Below are 20731 nucleotides of genomic sequence, written 5' to 3' on the forward strand. Positions count from 1 at the left end.
GGTGGCCTATGACTAGCGAGGACAATCCCAAACTAAAGATCGGCGACAGCGACAATCAAGGCAAGGACCACGGTGATAAGAGCAGTGCCGAGGACTCGGCGGTCGAGATCCCGCACTCCGAGGATGACGACAAGTCCCGCATCCTCGGGCGCGATGCAGTCGCGCTCGCAAAGACCTCGCTGGTCTTCATCGTCATCATCGCAGGCTTGGCTTTAGCCGGATACCTCCTGCGCTTTATCTGGGTCGGGCTGCTCCCGGTCATCCTGGCGATCTTGGTGAGCACCGTGCTCTTCCCCGTCGCCGCATGGTTGCGTTCCAAGCGCTTTCCCCGCGCGCTGGCAGCGGTGACTATTCTCTTCGGAGCCTTCACTATCATCGTCGGCATCTTCACGGCCATGGCGCCGGTGGTGACCAAGCAGGGCGGCGATCTCATTCAGCAGGCCGAAGACGGCATAGGCCAGCTCACCGACTTGATGGATAACTTGCCCTTCGGTATTCAAAAAGAGCAGGTCGAATCCGTGGCCGATGACGCGCTGAACTTCATCCAGGATCAGGCCTCGAATATCGCCACCGGAGTACTCACCGGCGTATCCACGGCGAGCTCCATCGTGGTAGCGGTGGTCATCATGCTTTTTGTCACGTTCTTCATCATCAAGGACGGCGACCGTTTCCTGCCCTGGCTGCGCAAGTACACTGGCTACTCCGCCGGCTGGCACCTCACCGAGCTGCTCACCCGCGTGTGGAATACTCTCTCCGGGTTTATTCAAGCCCAGGCCGCCGTTGCTTTTGTTGACGCCGTCTTCATCGGTCTCGGCCTCTGGGCGCTGCAGGTTCCGCTCGCCTTTGTCCTAGCGGTAGTGACATTCTTTGCCAGCTTTATCCCGATCATCGGCGCTGTGACGGCTGGTGCTCTCGCCGTAGTTATCGCCTTGGTCTCGCATGGTTTGACTACTGCGCTGCTCGCCCTGGGTCTTATCATCTTGGTCCAGCAAATCGAGGGCAACGTATTGCAGCCCATGCTCCAGTCCAAGGCCATGGGACTGCACGCGGCCGTCGTGCTGCTTTCGGTCACCGTGGGTTCGACCCTGGCCGGCATCGTCGGCGCGTTCCTAGCTGTTCCCGCCGCGGCTTCCTTCGCGGTGCTCTTCAAGTACCACCAGCAGATGGCCTCGCTGCGCGCGGGCGAGATCAATCTGGACGATATCGACATTTCTACCGGCGCCGATTCCACCGATCCAGAAAAGCAGAAGGCGCGCGCCAACGTGCGTGGGCTATTTAGTTCTCTTTCTCCGCACTCGAGCTAAGCACCCCTAGGTCCGTGGCGGCGGAAGCTATCTGGCGCGCCGCCCGCTCGAGGACGTTGGCCCATGTCCCTATGGCCTCCTCATTCGCCGAGTCCGAGACCTGCTTGAGCAAGGTGACGGGGACCCCAAAGCGCTGGCAGACTGCGGCGATGGCGTAGCCTTCCATGTCGCACAACGAGGCCCTGCCTGACAACGCCGCACGTGTGACCGAGTCGGAGATGAAAGCGTCTCCGGTGGCGAGCCCGCAAGTGGGCAAGCGCCCAGATGTCTCCAATTCAATGACATCGGGCAAGAGATAACGGTGGATATCGCTGAGTATCTCCAAGTGGAAGTCATGCTTGAGCACCTGCGAGATCTCGAAAACGCCAGTCATACCATCCGCCAAAGCTCCAGCAGTGCCGACATTGACTACCCGATCGGGCAGCCCATCCCCAAGGCGTGCGGCGGTCAAGACCTCCGTCAAGGCGATGGCGGCAGGCAGAGTGCCGATACCTGTAATAATCACTGGTTCATCGGCGGGAATCTGCGCGGCCTCAGCATCGACGGCAGCGACAAAAAGGGTACGTCCAGATAGATTTTCCATGCCTGCAATCTTAGTACCTGGCTCCTAGCGCAGGCGCCGTCCTACGAACCCAGCAGCCAAAGTATTTCCGGTGTTGGGATCGATGAGTAGGAAGTTGCCGACGGCGCCACGAGCGCTATAGTCTTCGATCTCCAGCTCTTGGGCAGTCTGGATTTTCACGTGGGCGATATCATTAAGCCCTGCCTGGCCGGGGTCGATTTCATCTACCAGCCCGTCGAGATCGAGGATGCGCTCGATTGTCTCCACCCGCGCCTTGATCAGCGATGTGCCATAACGCAGCTGCAGCATCTGACCGGGTACCAAAGCCTTGTCCGTCAAGACCACGACGGTGGAGGCGAACTCGCGCACAGTACCGGGCCGGTCCGATCCGGCGAGAAGATCTCCGCGCGCGAGGTCGATGTCATCAGCCAAGCGCAGCACGACGGAATCCCCCGCCACGGCCCGGGGCTGCTCGCCATCAGTGGTGTCGATATGCGTGACCGTGGTGGTGCGGCCCTGCGGGGCTGTGATCTCTTCCCCAACGTTGAGCACGCCGGCCTTAACTCGCCCGGCATAACCGCGATAGTCAGTGGCGTGCTCGCGGATAACGTACTGGATGGGGAAACGGAAATCTAGGGCTTCGTCGCGACCGCCCACCACCGGGATAGACTCGAGCACCTCGAGGATGGTCGGGCCGGAGTACCACGGCATAGACGCGGACTTTTCTACCACGTTGTCCCCGCGCAGGGCGGAAATCGGCACCACTACGCTTTCGGTGATGCCGAGGCGCTCGGCTACCGAGTGAAATTCCTCCGCGATCGAAGAGAATACCTGCTCGTCGAAGTCGACGAGGTCGATCTTATTGACCGCCAAGATGACGTGACGGACTCCCAAAAGTGCCGCTACGTTGAGGTGGCGGCGGGTTTGCTCGACCACGCCGTGCCGCGCGTCAACCAACAGCACGACCACCTGCGAGGTCGAAATGCCAGTCACAGTGTTGCGGGTGTACTGCACGTGGCCAGGGGTATCGGCCAAGATGAAGGTGCGCTTGTCGGTGGCAAAGTAACGGTAGGCCACGTCGATGGTAATGCCCTGCTCGCGCTCGGCACGCAGGCCGTCTACCAGCAGGCTAAGATCCATGCCGTCGAAGCCGCGGTCAGCGGAGGAGCGCTCCATCGACTCGACCTGATCCGCGAGCACGGACTTGGTATCATAAAGCAGGCGCCCGACAAAGGTGGACTTTCCATCGTCCACTGAGCCTGCTGTGCACAAGCGGAGGGACTCGCGTTCTTTCAAGGCCGCGACGGTGTTGGTGCTCATCAGAAGTAGCCTTCCTTCTTGCGGTCTTCCATTGCAGATTCGGAGAGTTTGTCATCGGCGCGGGTGGCACCGCGCTCAGAGAGAGTAGAGATGGAGATTTCTGCCAGGATTTCATCCGGCGTCGAAGCCGTAGACTCCACTGCTCCGGTGCAGGACATATCCCCTACCGTGCGATAGCGCACCGTCTTGCGGATGAGCTCCTCGCCTTCCTTCGGCCCGCCCCACTCTCCAGGGCAGAGCCACATGCCCTGTCGTTGAAAGAGCTCACGCTCGTGAGAGAAGTAGATGCTGGGAAGCTCGAGCTCGCGGGCCCCGATGTACTCCCAGATATCGGACTCAGTCCAATTCGAGATCGGGAATACGCGCACGTTTTCCCCGGCCATCTTGCCCCCGTTATAAAGGTCCCACAGTTCCGGGCGCTGGCGACGCGGATCCCAGCCGCCAAAGGAATCGCGGATGGAAAAGATGCGTTCCTTCGCCCGGGCGCGCTCTTCGTCGCGACGGGCACCGCCGAGCACGGCGTCGTATTGCCGCTGGGCGATGGTTTCGACCAGCGGGACGGACTGCAAGGGGTTGCGAGTTCCGTCGGGACGCTCTTGCAGCGCCCCACTATCTATCCAGTCCTGCACCTTGGCCACGTGCAGGCGCGCCCCGGTTTCCGCAACGAGCCGATCTCGAAACTCGATTACCTCCGGAAAGTTGTGCCCGGTATCGACGTGCAGAAGCTCGAAGGGCACCGCAGCCGGTGCAAACGCGCGGCGGGCGAGCTCAAAGACCACGACCGAGTCCTTGCCTCCAGAAAAGAGCAGACCGACCTTATCGAACTGGCCCGCTACCTCGCGCAGAATATGAATGGATTCGTTCTCCAAGTCCCTAAGGTGAGGAGAAAGTACCTGGTGTGTGTCTTGTTTAATCCGTGTAGCCTGTGTCATTCGTGTAACCCGCATTCTGTCTTGCCATCTGCAAATACCCGCCCAGCGCGTGCATCCTCGCCCTCGGAGACCGGGAAAGTCAGCGGGGCACAGCCGATCGATCGATAGCCCTGCAGCGTGAGTGGGTGGATGATGAGATCCCTGTCTGCGATATAGGCATCGGTATCCTCTAAGCTCCAGGTCACCAGCGGGGAGATCTTCAAACGCCCATGCTGATCCAGGCTCAAGGCTGGGGCTTGGACGCGGTGCTCGGAATCGGCGCGCCGCAATCCCGTAACCCAGCCGGCATAGGGATCCATGGCCATATTCAGCGGCTCCACTTTCCGCATACGGTTATAGGCAGCAGTGTCGGTGGCGTAGAGCCGCGGGCCGTACACCGCATCCTGCTCCGCAGGTCTAAGCAATGGATGCACCCGAATAAGCGGGAGATCCGGGTAGCGCTCCTCCACTCGATCTGCTACTTCAAGAGTCTCCGGGAAGTGGAAGCCAGTATCGATAAAAAGTAGATCTGCGTCGAGGCCAGCGCGATGCGCCAACTCTGCCAGCACAGTGTTTTCCATAGACATGGTCACCGCCAGACGCCCCGGGGCGTGTTCTGCGGCCCACTGGAGAATATTCTCGGCGGATTCTGCGTACAGCTTCTCCGCCCAGTCCTCGACGAGGCGCTGGTTTTGCTTAGCGATGCCCGGTTCCAGGGCCGCGGTATCCCGCGTGCCTTCTGGGCTGATGCTTGGGTCGCGGTAACCGCCGCCCAATAGATTGATAGATCGGCTCATATCGATTCACCTTAAGCAAGAGGAGCATCTTCCGCAGCTGCGAGCCACGCCGCAAACGGCTTCCACCACGCTGAGCTTGGGTCAAACGATAAATCCCTTAAGAATATTAATTGACCGGTCTGCACCACTCGGACTAGTTTATTAGACTAAACGGTCTATACATCTCGAAACAAGGAGGATTCATGCAGCGCGTAGCCATCGTCGGCGAAGGACCAGCAGCGCTTTCTACCGCGGAGAGACTCATCTGCGCGGGCATGTGCGTGGACCTCATCTCGAGGTACCCCGCTCCCTTTGGTTTCCTACGACGCTTCTCAGGCCTCTGCTCAGCGGGAACAGTCCCACGGCTGCGACTCATCGGCAACGTCCGCGTGGGAGACGCACCGGACGACGATATATCCCCGAGCGAAATCCACCGCCTCGCCGCCCGACAGGATCGTGCGCTCGTACTCCTAGAACTTGCTGCCCGGGGAGTGGCCTTTACTACCTGGGAAGGCTTATGCCATCCAGTTTCCGAGTTGACTGATTGGACCGCACTCACCGCCCGGGCCAAGTTGGCACCTGTTTGCTTCTAAGCCTGGGAATTCCGCGTACCATTTCCTAGTGAAAGACACTTTTCAAGGAGGACACGGAAAATGGACAAGGTGGGTCCCAGCACATCGGTACAGGCAGTAGCGGCACCGCTTACTCGCTCGGCTTGTTTCTTGGTCGTTACTGTAAGGCCGGATGGCATCGACACCGTCCGCGAGGTGCTATCCGGATTGGAAGATCTGGTCAAGACCGTGAGTTTCCGAGATGCGCAAAGCGCATTATCATGCATCGTCGGAATTGGCAGTGACGTCTGGCCAGCTCTCACTTTATTGCCTCGGCCGAAGGAGCTCCACCCTTTCAAGGAATTCCACGGTGAGGCTCATAGCGCAATCTCCACGCCAGGTGATCTCCTCTTCCATATCCGCGCGGAACGCCCCGATATCTGCTTCGAGTTTGAGAAGCTCCTGCTTGAGGCCTTGGATGGGAGCGTGGACACCGTAGACGAGGTGACTGGCTTTCGCTACTTCGATGCCCGTGACCTATTGGGTTTCGTCGACGGCACCGCCAATCCCGTCGGCCCCGCGCTGCCCGCAGCTGCCCTCGTCGGCGAGGAAGATCCCCAATTCAGTGGCGGCAGCTACGTCGTTGTCCAAAAGTATCTGCACCCGATGGAAAAGTGGGATGCCCTGAGCACTGAAGATCAGGAGGCCATCATCGGGCGCCGCAAAGCAGACAACGTCGAACTAGCAGACGCCACCGAGGGGCAAAAATCCCACAAGACCCTCAATACAATTACCCAAGATGGGCAAGAGCTGGAAATAGTCCGCGATAATATGCCTTTTGGTACCCCTGGCAAGGGAGAGTTCGGCACCTACTTTATCGGTTATTCACGGCGTCTGTGGGTCATCGAAAAGATGCTCGAGCGCATGTTCATCGGAGATCCACCCGGCTTCCACGATCGCATCCTCGATTTCTCTGAGCCCGAAACCGGAATCACGTTCTTCGCGCCCAGCCTGGAGCTTTTGAGCAGTCTGGGCGGGGCCGACGAATCCCTCGGCATCCGAAACAACCAGAAAGGCAAATAAAATGAGCCATCTACTTCGCAATCATGCCCCAATTACCTCCGAAATCTGGCAGGAGGTCGACGAGGAGGCCACCTCGCGTTCGGCGGCTGCGCTCGGAGTGCGCAAGCTCCTCGATTTCGCTGGCCCCTTCGGCTGGGAATACTCCGCTACTTCGCTCGGCCGAGTCGGAGGGGGCATCCCTTCCCAGGTGGCTGAAGTTACGGCACGCACACGCCAGGTACTGCCGCTCGCCGAGCTACGGGCTGATTTCGCACTTTCTCGCGAGGAATTAGAAACCGGAACCCGTGGTGCGCAGGACGTCAACTATGACACCCTCGACCAGGCGGCGCTGGATCTCGCCCGCGTTGAAAACTCCGCCATCGTCGATGGCTGGGAGGAAGCCGGCATCACCGGAATCCTCCAGTCCAGCCCCCATGATCCTATTGTGCTCGGTGATGACCCCCGCGATTTCGCGCTGCGCGCTGCGGCCGCCGTCGCCAAGCTGCGCGAAGCGGGCATCGACGGCCCTTATGGCATCGCCCTCGGCGAGGATGCGTGGATTAACGTCCAAGGTGGCAGCGATCGCGGTGGCGCACCGCTGCTCACCCACCTCAAGCGCATCATCGACGGACCCATCGTCTGGGCTCCGGGGATTTCCTCCGCTGTGGTGCTGAGCACCCGCGGTGGCGATTTCCTCTTCGAGAGCGGCCAGGATCTTTCCGTCGGCTATGCTCACCATGACGCCGAAAACGTTCGGCTCTACCTGCAGGAAAGCTTTAGCTTCCGCACGGTGACACCGGAGGCGGCCATCGCCATTATCTAGCCACGCGTAGCATGCGCATCTTTTGCAGAGCGTGTAGGGTTACACGGTCACTCAAGAGCAAGGTGTGCACTAATGGAACTCATAAAGATCCTATTTAGCCGTTCGCGACCCTACTTCTGGTTCGTCATTGCGGTGCTAGTCCTCCAGACAGCGTCAACGATCGCTACCCTTTACCTGCCTTCCCTCAACGCCGATATCATCGATGAAGGCGTGTCGAAGGGCGACGTCGACTACATCTGGCATGTCGGCGTCATAATGCTGGCCGTCGCTTTCGTCCAAGTCTTAACGGCGGTTGCCGCAGTATGGTTTGGTTCCCGGACGGCGATGGGATTGGGTCGCGATTTACGCGCACAAATTTTCCGCCGCGTCTCGCGTTTCTCGGCGGAAGACATGCATCACTTCGGTGCAGCGACGCTGATCACACGCGGTACCAACGACGTGCAGCAGATCCAGATGGTGTACATGATGATGCTCAACTTCATGGTGACTGCACCGATCATGTCCGTCGGCGGGATCATCATGGCCATGCGCGAGGATGCCGGCATGTCCTGGCTAGTATGGGTTTCCGTGACCGTGCTACTGGCGGCCATCGCTTTCATCATCTCGCGCCTCATGCCGCTCTTCCGCGTCATGCAGGACAAGCTGGATAAAATCAACGGCGTCCTCCGCGAGCAGATCACCGGCATTCGAGTGGTGCGAGCCTTTGTGCGCGAGCGCCACGAAACCGAGCGCTTCACCGCGGCAAACAAGGACATCACGAACCTTTCGCTGCGCATCGGCCAGCTCTTCGTGCTGCTTTTTCCTCTCATTACCGTCATCCTCAATGTCGCTACTGGCGCCGTGTTGTGGTTTGGTGGCAAGCGCGTCGATGCCGGACAGGTCGACGTCGGTTCCCTCACCGCATTCCTGCAGTATCTCCTGCAGATTCTCGCCGCGGTGATGATCGGCACGTTCATGGCTATGATGCTCCCCCGCGCCATCATCTGCGCCCGGCGCATCACCTCCGTCCTCCAGCATGAGCCCTCCATTCAAGAGCCGTCCGCACCCGTTACCCCGCCCAGTAACCGCGGCGAGGTGGAATTCCACGACGTCACCTTTACTTATACCGGCGCCGACGAGCCGGTTTTACACTCGCTCTCCTTCCAGGCCAGCCCGGGTAAGACCACCGCAATCATCGGTTCCACAGGCTCGGGCAAGACCACCTTGCTGTCGCTGATTCCCCGGCTCTATGTGCCCACTGAGGGCCAAGTGCTTCTCGACGGCGCCGATATCTCCCAGATGGACCGCGCCGACATCGCCCAGCGCGTATCCCTCGTGCCACAGAAGCCTTATCTCTTCAGCGGAACGGTGGCTTCCAATCTGCGGCTCGGGGCACCAGATGCCACCGACGATCAGTTGTGGGAAGCACTGCACACCGCCCAAGCCGACTTCGTCGACACGCTCGATATGCCCATCGCGCAGGGCGGGACCAACGTCTCCGGTGGACAACGCCAGCGCCTGTCCATCGCGCGAATGCTAATAGCACGACCGAAGGTCTATCTTTTCGACGATTCCTTCAGCGCCCTCGATCTCATCACCGATGCCAAGGTGCGCGCCGCCATGCGCAAATATACCGCCGAGGCCACCACGATCATCGTGGCCCAGCGCGTCGCCTCTATCACCGATGCCGACCAGATTCTCGTTCTCGAGGCCGGAAGCATCGTCGCCCGCGGTACCCACAGCGAGCTCCTAGCCGGCTCCCAGACCTACCGAGAAATCGTCGAATCCCAGAAGACCGTGGAGGCCAACTAATGGCGAATTCCAAGAAACCAGCACACGGCGCCCTTTCGGAGGAAGAGACTCTGCAGCTCCAGGAGCAGACGGCCGGTGATGAGTGGTCCGGTTCTGCCCCACGGCGCGCCAAAGCCTTCTGGCCCTCTGCCAAGAGGCTCGTTGGTCTCCTTTCGCCGTTTAAAACGCTGTTGATACTGGTCGCCGCCATGAATATCATCTGCGTTTTCCTCGCCGTTTATGCTCCGAAAGTGATGGGGCGGGCGATGGATGTCATCTTTTCCGGCGTCATCTCCGCCCAACTTCCCTCCGGCGCCAGCAAGGACGAGGTCATAGAGGGTTTGCGCGCCCAAGGCCAGGATCGCTTCGCAGACATGGCCTCCGCCATGGATCTCATGCCCGGCCAAGGCATTGATTTCGGGCACCTGGGCAGGCTTATCACCATCGTCATCGGCATGTATATCGTTTCCTCTGCTTTCCAGCTCTGGCAGGGACGCATCCTCAACCGTCTGGTGATGGACAGCGTCTATCAACTGCGCGCCGACGTCGAAGCAAAGATCCACTCGGTGCCTCTCAACTACTTCGATAGCAACCAGCGTGGCGACGTCCTTTCCCGCACGACTAACGACATCGACAACGTACAGCAGGCTCTCCAACAGGCCCTCTCGCAGATCTTCTATAACATCTTGTTGGTCGCGGGCATTACCGTGATGATGTTTTCGGTTTCCTGGCAATTGGCACTCATCGCGCTGTTATCACTGCCGCTGACCGGCCTCGTCATCGGCGTTATCGGCTCTCGCTCCCAGAAGCAGTTCACCACCCAATGGCGCTCAACCGGTCAGCTCAACGGCCATGTCGAAGAGTCTTTCTCCGGCCATGAACTGGCTCTGGTTTTTGGCCGCACCGACGCCATGTCCGAAGAATTCGATAGCCGCAACGAGGAGCTATTCCGTTCCGCGGCCATGGCCCAGTTCCTCTCCGGCATGATGATGCCGATCATGCAGTTCATCTCCTACCTTTCCTACGTTGCCATCGCCGTCTTCGGTGGGTTACGGGTGGCCAGTGGCAATATGACGCTTGGCGACGCCACCGCATTCATCCAATACTCCCGCGAATTCAATCAACCCCTGGGTCAGCTCGGCGGAATGATGCAGCAGATTCAGTCCGGGGTCGCCTCTGCCGAGCGGGTCTTCGAGTTCCTCGACTCGCCGGATGAGACTGCCGAGAAGGATTCCCAGCACTTAACTGGCCGCGCCCGCGGGCTGGTGGAGTTTTGTGGCGTCGACTTCTCATATGAGAAGGACTCGCCCCTTATTCAGGATCTCGACCTCCGCGTCGAGCCGGGCGAGACGGCCGCTATTGTCGGCCCCACTGGTGCGGGTAAGACCACCCTGGTCAACCTCATCATGCGTTTCTACGACATCGACGGCGGGCACATCTACCTCGACGGTATAGACACCGCCCAAATGCCGCGCCACGAGCTGCGCTCCCAAGTTGGCATGGTGCTTCAAGACGCCGTGGTCTTCGACGGCACCATCATGGACAACATCCGCTACGGCCGCCTCGATGCCAGCGATGAGGAGGTCATTGCCGCAGCCAAGGCCACCTACGTCGACCGCTTTGTCCATTCGCTGCCGGAGGGCTACAACACCGTCATCGATCAAGATGGCGGTGCGGTATCTGCCGGCGAGCGCCAGCTCATCACCATCGCGCGCGCCTTCCTGGCCCAACCCGCGCTGCTCATCTTGGATGAGGCAACCTCCTCTGTCGATACGCGCACCGAGATGCTAGTTCAGCAGGCAATGAGCGCGCTACGCGCCGATCGCACTTCCTTCGTCATTGCTCACCGCCTTTCGACGATCCGCAATGCCGATGTCATCCTCGTCATGGAGAACGGCGCCATAGTCGAGCAAGGTACGCACGAGGAATTGCTGGCTAAGCGCGGCGCCTATTGGCGGCTTAGCCAGTCACAGTTCTCCGAAGAGGATTAACTAAAACTCAACTCCATAGGTCCTCGCATCCGTTCTTTTCTTCCTGCTGCGGCATCGATTCTCTGAATGACGCTTTGTTTCCAGTTGGCGGAATCAGTAACGATGGGCCCTTGGGGAAGAGTTGACTCCCACGTTCCGTCTGCGAAAAGCCAGTAGATGTCCCCGGTGAGCGGATCCAAAAGATAAAAGGCCCGCTTGTCCGTCTTTATGTTGTGGTGATGCTGGCATAAGCTGGCGAGATTATCGCTACTGGTGGGGCCTCCCTCGTGATAGTTCACTCGGTGATCGAGCTGGCAGCGATGGGCAGGTACCCGGCAGCCTGGCCAACGACAGGTGCCATCGCGTCCCTCCACGAAGGCGCGCAACCCGGCGCTGGGCCGGTACGCAGATTCTTCCGCCGGCCCGACCTCGCGCATATCCTCGGAATCAACTTCCAGGAAGCCATAGCCTTCGAGGTGGGCCAAGGAGCTCCCCACCGGCTGAAAGGTATTGATAACAAGCTTGGTCTTCACCGGATCGAGGACCAAAGCTGCCAGTGCCGCCGCCAAGGAGATTCCCTCAGCCTCTGCGCGCTTGCGCACCAACCGGTCCACGGATTCTAGGGTGAGCGCATCCAACGTGAGCTCTAGATGGGCGCGGTCGCCCCTGCGCTGCAGTCGATAGGATTCCGGCTTTTCTTTTCCTTCCGGCTCTGAATAGAACTGCGCGAGAACTTCCACGATGGTGGCCCGAATCCTCCCCGCATCCGGCAAATGCTGGTTTCTACGGCTGGGCGTAAACAACTCCACAAGTGCCTCATCAACGTGCATATATACCTCATCCTTGACGCCCAACAGCGCCTGTCCGATGGCGATGATGCGGTCATAATCCAGGAACCAATCCTGTTCCTGCAGGCGGGTCAAACGCGGGAGATAAGACATGGTGTCTAGTCCGAGGAATACCCTTTCCGCTTTGTACGCGCTGAGCCCAAAGCCGCGTCCGATGCGAGAAAAACTCAGTTCAGCATCATCTTCCGGGCCGGGCAGCACCTTGTGCCAGGTGCGCCAATAAAGGCGGTTGGAATCCATGAACACCTGAGCAAACTCACAGTGCCTATTGCAAGGCGCGAAACACGCTTCTAGCATCACTGCTCTCCCCCGAGACGCGAACAAACATTCGATTTATACCACCCATAATAATCACCACATCACTCTTCCACAAGGGTTTAGCACAGATTTTCTACACCGCAGTCGCAGTAGCGCAAAATCCAGGACTCACGGTTGCGCGGGTTTAGCCTTTAAGCTGTAGACTACTGCGCGCATCAAAGCTATAAGGAGTCTCCATGTCAACCGTCTTCGGTTGGATCGCCATCATCGTCTCGGTTCCCGTGTGGGGCTATTTCCTATTCCGCGCATACAGGTTCTTCCAGGTCATCAAGTCAGGCGGACCAGACAACTCTGCCCGCACTAACCGTCCTGGCAAGCGCCTACAACGGGTCCTCATCGAGGTCTTCGGGCATACGCACTTCAAGGGCAGGCCCCTAGTCAACGCCGCTCACTGGCTGGTCATGGTTGGTTTCCTCTTCGGAATCTTGGTGTGGTTCGAGGCCTACATCCAGACCTTTTCCCCCAGTTCCGGGTGGCCATTCCTCCAGCACTGGCCGGTCTATCACCTGCTCGAAGAGGTGCTTTCCATAGCCACCGTCGTAGGAATCTGTTTCCTCATCGGGGTACGCATCAAGCTTGGCGATAGCGACCGCGGCTCCCGCTTCTTCAACTCCCAAACGCTTTCCGCCCGCATCGTCGAGGCTGTCGTATTCTTCGAAGGCTTAGGCATGCTGCTGGTCAAAGCCTCCAAGATCGCCACCTATGGCGGGGGCTCGCCACTGACGGACTTCGTCTCTATTCACTTGGCCAAGGTCCTGCCCGCCTCCCCCGATCTCGTCAGCTTCTTCGCCCTGTTCAAACTGCTGACGGGCATGGTCTTTATCGCACTCATCTCCCGCTACTTCCAGTGGGGCGTCATGTGGCACCGCTTCCTCGCCTTCTTCAATATCTTCTTCCAGCGCAACGCCAACGGGGCCAAAGCCCTCAAGTCCATTCCCACCCCAGATCTAGAAAAGGACATCACCCCCGCCAGTTGGAAGATGCTTCTCGACGTCTCCACCTGCACCGAGTGCGGCCGCTGCCAAGACCTATGCCCCGCCTGGAACACCGATAAACCGCTCAGCCCCAAGAAGCTCGTCATGGACCTGCGCCAAGGAGCCATCGACAACTACAACCCGCATGCCGGGGTCGATGTACTATCCATGGCCGGAGTCATCGAGGACGATGTCTTGTGGGCCTGCACCAATTGCGGAGCCTGCGTCGATCAGTGCCCAGTCGATATCGAACACATCGATCACATCTCCGACCTACGGCGTTTCAAGGTGCTCTCCGAGGCCGATTTCCCCTCCGAGCTTGGCGGACTGTTCAAGAATATCGAGAACAAGGGCAACCCCTGGGGCCGCAATAACTCCGAGCGCCGCACCTGGATCGACGAGGCCCGCGCCGCAGGCATCGAGGTCCCCATCATCGGCGAGGACGCCACCGACTTCGCCGACCTCGAGTACCTGTTCTGGGTCGGTTGCGCCGGCGCCTACGACGAGCAGGGGCGCACAACTACCCGCGCCGTCGTCGAGCTGCTTCATACCGCCGGCGTCAAATTTGGAGTGCTCTCCACCGGCGAATCCTGCACCGGGGATCCTGCCCGCCGCGCCGGCAACGAGTTCCTCTTCCAGATGATGGCCCAACACAACGTCGAGACCCTCAACTCCGCCTTCGAGGGCGTACCCGCTGGCCAGCGCAAGATTATCACCACCTGCCCGCACTGTTTCAATACCCTGCGCAACGAATACCCCGACTTCGACGGCCACTTCGACGTCTTCCACCACACCCAACTGCTCAACCGCCTCGTGCGCGAGGGCCTCCTCAAGCCCATTCCCCGCACCCCCGCTAATCGACGCCCCATCACCTACCACGACCCTTGCTTCCTCGGGCGCCACAATAAGGTCTTCGACCCGCCCCGCGAGCTTCTCGAGGCCACCGGCGTCGAGGTGCGTGAGATGTCCAAGAACCGTGACGAGGCCTTCTGCTGTGGCGCAGGTGGTGCCCGCATGTTCCAAGAAGAGAAGATCGGCCGCCGCATCAACGAGTTCCGTACCGAGCAGGCCCTTGATACCGGCGCCGAGGAAATCGCCACCGGCTGCCCCTTCTGCAACGTCATGTTCACCGGCGGGGTCAAGGCCCTCGCACCGGAGACTCCCACCAAGGTCAACGACGTCGCCGTCATGCTGCGCGAGTCCGTCTCCCTCGAGGATGGCAGCCTGCCCGCTCCGCGGCCCAAGGCCTTCCTCGGCACGCCGACTCGTCTGAGCAAGCCTGTGCCGAAGCCTGTTGCGCCTTCTACTGCATCACCAGCACCTCCCACCGCACCACCAGCTCCTCCTACTCCACCCTCCGCACCACCAGCTCCTCCTACTCCCGCTCCTCCCACCGCACCACCAGCTCCTCCTACTCCCGCTCCACCCTCCGCACCACCAGCTCCTCCTACTCCCGCTCCTCCCACCGCACCACCAGCTCCTCCTACTCCCGCTCCTCCCACCGCACCACCAGCTCCTCCAACTACTCCCGCTCCTCCGGCCAGCTGATCTCGCTGAACAGAGCCTGCAGGTAGATTTCGGGATTTGCTAGTATTCGGGTTGTGACGAATATGTATGGAGCCGACCCGCGCGATAATTCTGTGCGGCTTTCTGACACCGAGCGCAATGAGGCGATGAACAATCTCGCGCGCGCAGTCGGTGAAGGAAGGCTAAGCATAGAAGAGTTTGAGGAGCGCTCCGACGATGTCATGCGCGCCAATACTCGCGGGGCGCTGCTCCCCATCTTCGCGGACATTCCCGCCGCCGCATCAAACGAGGTCAAGATCTACTCGCGCGAGGACGTGCAACGCGCTTATGAAAACTCGCGCAAGCCACGCGTTGCCACCGGCGTGGTGGGAACTTTGGGCTTGAGTTTTGGCGGGTTTGCACTGGTGGGATCTGGTCTCGTCGCCAGCGCACCGGGGCTCTTAGTCGGTGGGGCGGCACTGTTTTTCCTTGTTCCTATTCTGTGGGTCTTGCTCTACGTGGCGAAGTTAGGGCCACGTTCTTGGCATCAGCCTTCGCCCAGGCAGCTGGAGCGCCAAAAGCAGCGTGAGCTGCAGGCGGCCACCGCGCATGAGCGTGCACAACAAAAGATGATTGAGTCCCAGCAGTGGGCGCAGCGCCGTCAACAAGCCAGCGAACTGACTAACGAGGCGTTGAAACTAGCCAGGCAAAAACTGGATAAGTGGAATAAAAAATAGCGCTTTCGGCGGGGAGAGGTTTCACCACCTAAAGAAAGGTGGCAATATATTCGCCATGACCTCACCGAAATACCACAGTTTTGACAAGTCCGAGAAGCTCAAGAACGTCTCCTACGACATTCGGGGTGGAGTTTCGGCAGAGGCGGAGCGCATGGAGCTCGATGGGCACTCCATCTTGAAGCTCAACACCGGTAACCCTGCCGTCTTCGGCTTTGAGGCGCCAGACGTCATCATGCGGGATATGATTGCTTCGCTGCCGACGTCGCAAGGCTATTCCACGTCGAAGGGAATCATTTCGGCACGGCGGGCCATCGTCACGCGCTACGAGTTGGAAGATTTCCCCGCCTTCGATGTCGATGATATTTACCTCGGCAACGGCGTATCCGAGCTCATTTCCATGACCACCCAGGCCCTGCTCAACGAGGGCGATGAGATCCTCATTCCGATGCCGGATTATCCGTTGTGGACTGCGGCTACCACCCTGGCCGGCGGGACTGCGGTGCACTACCTCTGCGATGAGGAGAACGAGTGGAACCCCTCTATCGAGGACATTAAGGCCAAGGTCTCAGAAAAGACCAAGGCCATCGTGGTTATCAACCCGAATAACCCCACCGGTGCGGTCTACTCCTGTGAGGTGCTGCAGCAGATCGTCGACGTCGCTCGCGAGCACAACCTGCTCATCCTTGCGGACGAGATCTATGACCGCATCCTCTACGATGGAGCGAAGCACATCTCAATCGCTTCCCTAGCACCGGACCTCCTCACTTTTACCTTCAATGGGCTGTCCAAGGCCTATCGTGTGGCCGGTTACCGGGCAGGATGGATGGTCATCACTGGGCCGCGCGAGCGTGCCCGTGGCCTCATCGACGGACTCGATCTATTGGCCGGTACTCGTCTATGTCCCAACGTTCCGGCTCAGCACGCCATCCAAGTTGCCCTCGGCGGGCACCAATCCATCTACGAGCTCACGGGCGCGGAGGGCCGGCTGCTCAAACAGCGCAATGTTGCCTATGAAAAGCTCAATTCCATCCCCGGCGTCTCGGTGACCAAGGCTATGGGCGCTATGTACTGCTTCCCGCGCTTAGACCCAGAAGTCTACGAGATCCACGACGATGCCCAGCTCATGATGGACATTTTGAAGTCGCAAAAGATCCTGCTCGTACAGGGCACCGGTTTCAACTGGCCTGCTCCTGATCACTTCCGTGTAGTCACCCTGCCCTGGGCATCCCAGCTGAGCAACGCCATTGAGCGGCTCGGCAACTTCCTGGCGAGCTACAGGCAGTAGAAACACAATGGGAAAGCACTCGACGGTCCTAGACGCGCCGGTCACCACTCGTAATCCTTGGCGCATTGCTCTGGCCTGCGGTTTGGGCTTGACACTTCTTCTGACCATAATTGGGGCCTTCTTTCTCCGCCCCACCACTCCCATTTCGGATCACACCAGCCCAGAGTTCTCGCAGACTTATGGGATGAACCATCCGCAGGTAGAGGGCACGGTTACCCTCGTCGATAATGCCATTTGCCAGTCCGACGTCACCGGGAAGGTCTTCGACGAGCCTCCCCTTATCCCCGCAGAGGCCGGCGGAGAGTGCTCACGTTCCCTGGTCGATATCACTTCTGGGTCCAATGAGGGCCGCATGACGCAGCTGGTGTACTTCGGCGTCGCGGGCGAGCCGGAACTGCACGTGGGAGACAAGATTTTGCTCGCGGAGAGCACCGCTCCCGACGGCGCCATGAACTACTCCTTCGCGGATTATCAGCGCACCGGCAACCTTGTGTTGTGGACCATCATCACGGCCATCGTCATCATTGCTCTTGCCGCTTGGCACGGCCTGCGCGCCATCATCGGCCTGGCCATCAGCTTGGGCGTGGTCTTCTTCTATCTTCTGCCCGCGCTCGTTGAGGGACATAATCCGCTGCTGCTGGCTTTGGTCACTTGTTCCGCGATCATTATGTGCGTGGTCCCGCTGGTTCACGGCGTGAATTGGAAGTCCGCGTCGGCTCTCGGTGGGCTGCTTATTGCGTTGCTTATTGGCGGTTTCCTTGCGCATGCGGGGATCGACTCGACGAGCCTACAGGGCCTGAGTTCAGATGACAATCTCAAGCTCTTGCTTTACTTGCCCGGGGTCTCCATCGTGGGGGTTCTCCTGTGCGGCTTCGTCATCGGAGCTTTGGGCGGCCTCAACGACATCGCCATAGCCCAGGCCTCCACCATCACGGAGTTAAGCGAGCTCGATCCGCAGGCCTCACCTGGGCAGCTATTCATTTCCGCTATGAAAGTCGGGCGCGACCACATCGCGTCGATGGTCTACACCATCGTCTTGACCTATACCGGTGCCTCGCTGCCTCTCTTGCTGCTCATCACCGCAGCGCAAAGGCCGGCAGCCCAAATTCTCTCCAGCGACTTGGTCTCCACGGAGCTTCTGCGCTCCATTGTCGGCGCGCTGGCACTGACCCTGGCAGTGCCCATCACCACGCTTATCGCCGCACTAACGGTGCCAAAGCGGGAGGTACTAGAGGCTGCGGCCTAGGGCCTTAACCTGCCAGCCTCCGGCTTGCCAGGCATCTATGTCGAGCACGTTGCGCCCGTCGATGAGGTAGGGGCGCGAGACTAGTGCTGCGGTGGCGGCGGGGTCAAGGTCCCGGAACTCTTGCCACTCGGTGGCCAGGATGACAAGCTCGGCTTCCGTGAGTGCCGCTCGGGCTGACTCCGCGTAGTCGAGCGTGGGGAATATCTTCTTGGCATTGTCCATGCCCTGCGGGTCATAAACACTTACTGCCGCGCCAGCCAGCGAGAGCGAGCCTGCTACCGACAGTGCGGGCGAGTCCCGCACATCATCGGAGTTGGGTTTGAAGGCGCAGCCTAGGACGGTCACGCGGCGCCCCAGCAGGGAACCACCGAAAGCTGCCTTGGCCATATCAACGCAACGATCTCGGCGCCGCATGTTGATGGCATCCACCTCCCGCAGGAAGGTCAGAGCTTGGTCGGCGCCGAGTTCTCCCGCCCGAGCCATGAAGGCACGAATGTCTTTGGGAAGACAGCCGCCACCGAAGCCCAGCCCGGCCCCCAAGAACTTAGAGCCAATGCGATCATCGATACCAATGGCCTTGGCCAAGGGAACCACGTCCGCCCCGGCGATTTCACAGATCTCGGATACGGCGTTGATGAAGGAGATTTTGGTGGCCAAGAAGGCATTTGCCGCGACCTTGACCAGCTCTGCGGTCTGCAGGTCGCAGACGAGCAAGGGCGTACCTTGGGACAAGGGCTGGGCATATATCTCGCGGGCGATAGCTTCTACATCTGTCGTGCCGGCATGCCCCACGACGATGCGGTCCGGACTGATGGTGTCTTTGACCGCAAAACCCTCGCGTAGGAACTCCGGATTCCACACAATCTCCACACTGGCACCGGGCGCGACAAGCTCATTGGCCATGTCTTGGAGGTGTGCTGCTGTGCCCACTGGCACGGTGGACTTGCCAAAAATCGTGTTCTTTCCGCGCAGCTGGGGCACCAATTCGGTGATGACGTCCTCAACGTGGCTGAGATCCGCCGCGTAGGAGCCACGCTTCTGCGGGGTGCCGACCGCCAGGAAATGTACGCTGGCAAAGGCAGCTGCCTCGGCATAGTCGGTGCTGAAACTCAGGCGCTGAGCCGCGATATTACGCTCCAGGACGGCCGGAAGTCCCGGTTCAAAGAAGGGAACCTCCCCACGGGCTAGGGACGCGATCTTGTGCTTGTCGACGTCCACCCCCATGACCGTGTGCCCCAACTCAGCCATGCAGGCCGCGTGTGTAGCTCCGAGATAACCCGTCCCAATAACCGTCATGTGCATGAAGACTCATCCTAGGCGGCGTTGTTGAACGCGGGATTAAAGCTAGCGAAAGTTCAGGTAAGACTTCGAGGGCGTTGGCCCGCGCTGGCCCTGATACTTCGAGCCCAGGGCACCGCTGCCATAGGGATTCTCCGCGGGTGAGGACATTTGGAAGATGGCCAGCTGTCCCACCTTCATCCCCGGCCACAGGGTGATTGGCAGGTTAGCGGTATTGGAAAGCTCGAGGGTGATGTGACCGGAAAAGCCCGGATCAATAAACCCAGCGGTCGAGTGAGTGAGCAGGCCCAAGCGGCCGAGGGAGGACTTGCCCTCGAGGCGGCCGGCTAGGTTCGCGGGAAAGGAGGCCTTTTCCAAGGTGGCACCCAACACGAACTCTCCTGGGTGTAGGACGAAGGCATCCCCTTCCTCGACCTCGACCAGGCTGGTGAGTTCAGGCATCTCCAGCTTGGGGTCGATGTGCGTGTAGCGCGAGTTATTGAAAACTCGGAAGAACTTGTCTAGGCGCACGTCGATAGAAGAAGGCTGGATCAAGTCAGCATCGAAGGGATCGATGCCGAGGTCTCCGGAGGCAATGGCTGCACGAATATCACGATCTGAAAGAAGCACGCCTAGATTCTACGCGGTGCCACAAACGCGAGCCGTTTAACATCGCCAAGTTGTCGGGTGCTAGAGTTATCCCAGCGCTGTAAAAGGCGCAGTGCCGACGTAGTTTAATGGTAGAACTGCAGCTTCCCAAGCTGCTGGCGCGGGTTCGATTCCCGTCGTCGGCTCCAAATTTTTTCTAGACCACGCCGTGCTCGTAGGCGAATACCACGACCTGGGCGCGGTCGCGCAGGGAGAGCTTCTGCAGGATCTTGCGCACATGGGACTTGACGGTTTCCTCGGAGATGAAGAGCTCTGCGGCGATTTCTGCGTTGGAGCGCCCGGTGGCTATTTGTTCCATGACCTCGCGCTCGCGGGGCGTTAGCGCGCTCAAGGCGCGGGCGGCGGCACGCTCCGTGCGGGAATGTGTGCGCGAGTTTCGTGATACGGCGTCCTTGATGAGGCGCTTGGTCACCGTGGGAGCCAAGAGCGCCTCGCCGGAGACCGAGAGGCGGACTGCGCGAGCCAATTCCTCGGCAGGGGCATCTTTGAGCAGGAAGCCCGAGCAGCCGATTCGCAGGGCCTCGTAGACATAATCATCGAGGTCGAAGGTAGTCAGCATGATGATTCGCGGGGCCTTGTCCAAGCCATAGTGCAGGATGCGGCGTGCCGCCTCCAGGCCGTCCATGATGGGCATACGGACGTCCATGAATACGACGTCGGGAAGCAGGCGGGTGACGAGCTGGACTGCCTGCGCGCCATCGGCGGCATCGCCCACGACGGTGATGCCCTCCTGGGCGTTGAGCAGGGCTGCGAATCCCTGCCTGACCATGGCCTGATCATCGACGACGACCACGGTGATGGGTGAAGTGCGCGATTCCATA

Annotated in this window: 18 protein-coding genes and 1 tRNA gene; 11 read left to right on the plus strand and 8 right to left on the minus strand. The window is 59.7% G+C overall.

Annotated elements, in window-relative coordinates; all coding sequences use genetic code 11:
- Positions 1–8: 8 nt before the first annotated feature.
- Complete coding sequence (locus F4V60_RS11155) at positions 9–1304, plus strand: AI-2E family transporter (protein ID WP_075730647.1); 1296 nt, start codon at positions 9–11, stop codon at positions 1302–1304.
- Here the strand turns inward: F4V60_RS11155 and F4V60_RS11160 are convergent.
- The 4 genes from F4V60_RS11160 to F4V60_RS11175 are packed head-to-tail and all read right to left on the minus strand — an operon-like array spanning position 1276 to position 4894.
- Positions 1276–1887: a nucleosidase gene (locus tag F4V60_RS11160; RefSeq protein WP_075730648.1), complete on the minus strand. Its 612-nt coding sequence runs from the start codon at positions 1885–1887 to the stop codon at positions 1276–1278. The genes F4V60_RS11155 and F4V60_RS11160 overlap by 29 nt on opposite strands.
- A 24-nt stretch (positions 1888–1911) precedes the next feature.
- Entirely contained in the window at positions 1912–3186 is a 1275-nt protein-coding gene (locus F4V60_RS11165; protein ID WP_075730649.1) for a sulfate adenylyltransferase subunit 1, read from the minus strand.
- Entirely contained in the window at positions 3186–4118 is a 933-nt protein-coding gene (gene cysD / locus F4V60_RS11170) for a sulfate adenylyltransferase subunit CysD (RefSeq protein ID WP_075730650.1), read from the minus strand. Before cysD ends, F4V60_RS11165 begins: the two co-directional genes overlap by 1 nt.
- Entirely contained in the window at positions 4115–4894 is a 780-nt protein-coding gene (locus tag F4V60_RS11175) for a phosphoadenylyl-sulfate reductase (protein ID WP_075730651.1), read from the minus strand. Before F4V60_RS11175 ends, cysD begins: the two co-directional genes overlap by 4 nt.
- 182 nt (positions 4895–5076) lie before the next feature.
- On the opposite strand from F4V60_RS11175, the gene F4V60_RS11180 reads away from it, so the two are divergent.
- From F4V60_RS11180 to F4V60_RS11200, 5 genes are all read left to right on the plus strand, one after another.
- Positions 5077–5466: a methylenetetrahydrofolate--tRNA-(uracil-5-)-methyltransferase gene (locus tag F4V60_RS11180; RefSeq protein WP_075730652.1), complete on the plus strand. Its 390-nt coding sequence runs from the start codon at positions 5077–5079 to the stop codon at positions 5464–5466.
- Between the two features lie 60 nt (positions 5467–5526).
- On the plus strand, positions 5527–6507 hold the full coding sequence (locus tag F4V60_RS11185; protein ID WP_075730653.1) for a Dyp-type peroxidase: 981 nt from the start codon (positions 5527–5529) through the stop codon (positions 6505–6507).
- 1 nt (position 6508) lies between these two features.
- Complete coding sequence (locus F4V60_RS11190; RefSeq protein WP_075730654.1) at positions 6509–7309, plus strand: family 1 encapsulin nanocompartment shell protein; 801 nt, start codon at positions 6509–6511, stop codon at positions 7307–7309.
- 72 nt (positions 7310–7381) lie between these two features.
- Positions 7382–9100: an ABC transporter ATP-binding protein gene (locus F4V60_RS11195; protein ID WP_075730655.1), complete on the plus strand. Its 1719-nt coding sequence runs from the start codon at positions 7382–7384 to the stop codon at positions 9098–9100.
- Positions 9100–11070, plus strand: a complete 1971-nt coding sequence (locus F4V60_RS11200) for an ABC transporter ATP-binding protein (protein WP_075730656.1) — start codon at positions 9100–9102, stop codon at positions 11068–11070. The genes F4V60_RS11195 and F4V60_RS11200 overlap by 1 nt, the downstream gene beginning before the upstream one ends.
- Here F4V60_RS11200 and F4V60_RS11205 read toward each other — a convergent pair.
- Positions 11067–12137, minus strand: a complete 1071-nt coding sequence (locus F4V60_RS11205; protein WP_075730657.1) for an HNH endonuclease signature motif containing protein — start codon at positions 12135–12137, stop codon at positions 11067–11069. The two genes, F4V60_RS11200 and F4V60_RS11205, sit on opposite strands and share 4 nt — an antisense overlap.
- A 254-nt stretch (positions 12138–12391) precedes the next feature.
- On the opposite strand from F4V60_RS11205, the gene F4V60_RS11210 reads away from it, so the two are divergent.
- The 4 genes from F4V60_RS11210 (at position 12392) to F4V60_RS11225 (ending at position 17963) form a co-directional block, all read left to right on the plus strand.
- Entirely contained in the window at positions 12392–14737 is a 2346-nt protein-coding gene (locus F4V60_RS11210; RefSeq protein ID WP_075730658.1) for a (Fe-S)-binding protein, read from the plus strand.
- A gap of 62 nt (positions 14738–14799) precedes the next feature.
- Entirely contained in the window at positions 14800–15432 is a 633-nt protein-coding gene (locus F4V60_RS11215; RefSeq protein ID WP_232316031.1) for a DUF1707 SHOCT-like domain-containing protein, read from the plus strand.
- 55 nt (positions 15433–15487) lie between these two features.
- Positions 15488–16717: a pyridoxal phosphate-dependent aminotransferase gene (locus tag F4V60_RS11220; RefSeq protein WP_075730659.1), complete on the plus strand. Its 1230-nt coding sequence runs from the start codon at positions 15488–15490 to the stop codon at positions 16715–16717.
- Positions 16718–16724: 7 nt separating this feature from the next.
- Positions 16725–17963 carry a YibE/F family protein gene (locus F4V60_RS11225; RefSeq protein WP_075730660.1) on the plus strand — a complete coding sequence of 413 codons (1239 nt, stop codon included), beginning with the start codon at positions 16725–16727 and terminating at the stop codon, positions 17961–17963.
- On the opposite strand, the gene F4V60_RS11230 is transcribed toward F4V60_RS11225, so the two are convergent.
- Both F4V60_RS11230 and dcd read right to left on the minus strand, forming a co-directional pair.
- Positions 17946–19265 carry a UDP-glucose dehydrogenase family protein gene (locus F4V60_RS11230; RefSeq protein WP_174775550.1) on the minus strand — a complete coding sequence of 440 codons (1320 nt, stop codon included), beginning with the start codon at positions 19263–19265 and terminating at the stop codon, positions 17946–17948. The genes F4V60_RS11225 and F4V60_RS11230 overlap by 18 nt on opposite strands.
- A 42-nt stretch (positions 19266–19307) precedes the next feature.
- Positions 19308–19871: a dCTP deaminase gene (dcd, locus tag F4V60_RS11235; protein WP_075730661.1), complete on the minus strand. Its 564-nt coding sequence runs from the start codon at positions 19869–19871 to the stop codon at positions 19308–19310.
- Between the two features lie 93 nt (positions 19872–19964).
- Between dcd and F4V60_RS11240 the strand changes: the two genes are divergently transcribed.
- Positions 19965–20038 (plus strand) — tRNA-Gly (locus F4V60_RS11240).
- A gap of 8 nt (positions 20039–20046) precedes the next feature.
- Here F4V60_RS11240 and F4V60_RS11245 read toward each other — a convergent pair.
- Positions 20047–20730: a response regulator gene (locus F4V60_RS11245; protein ID WP_075730662.1), complete on the minus strand. Its 684-nt coding sequence runs from the start codon at positions 20728–20730 to the stop codon at positions 20047–20049.
- Position 20731 lies beyond the last annotated feature (1 nt).

Source organism: Corynebacterium flavescens (assembly GCF_008693105.1).
Taxonomy (GTDB): Bacteria; Actinomycetota; Actinomycetes; order Mycobacteriales; family Mycobacteriaceae; genus Corynebacterium; species Corynebacterium flavescens.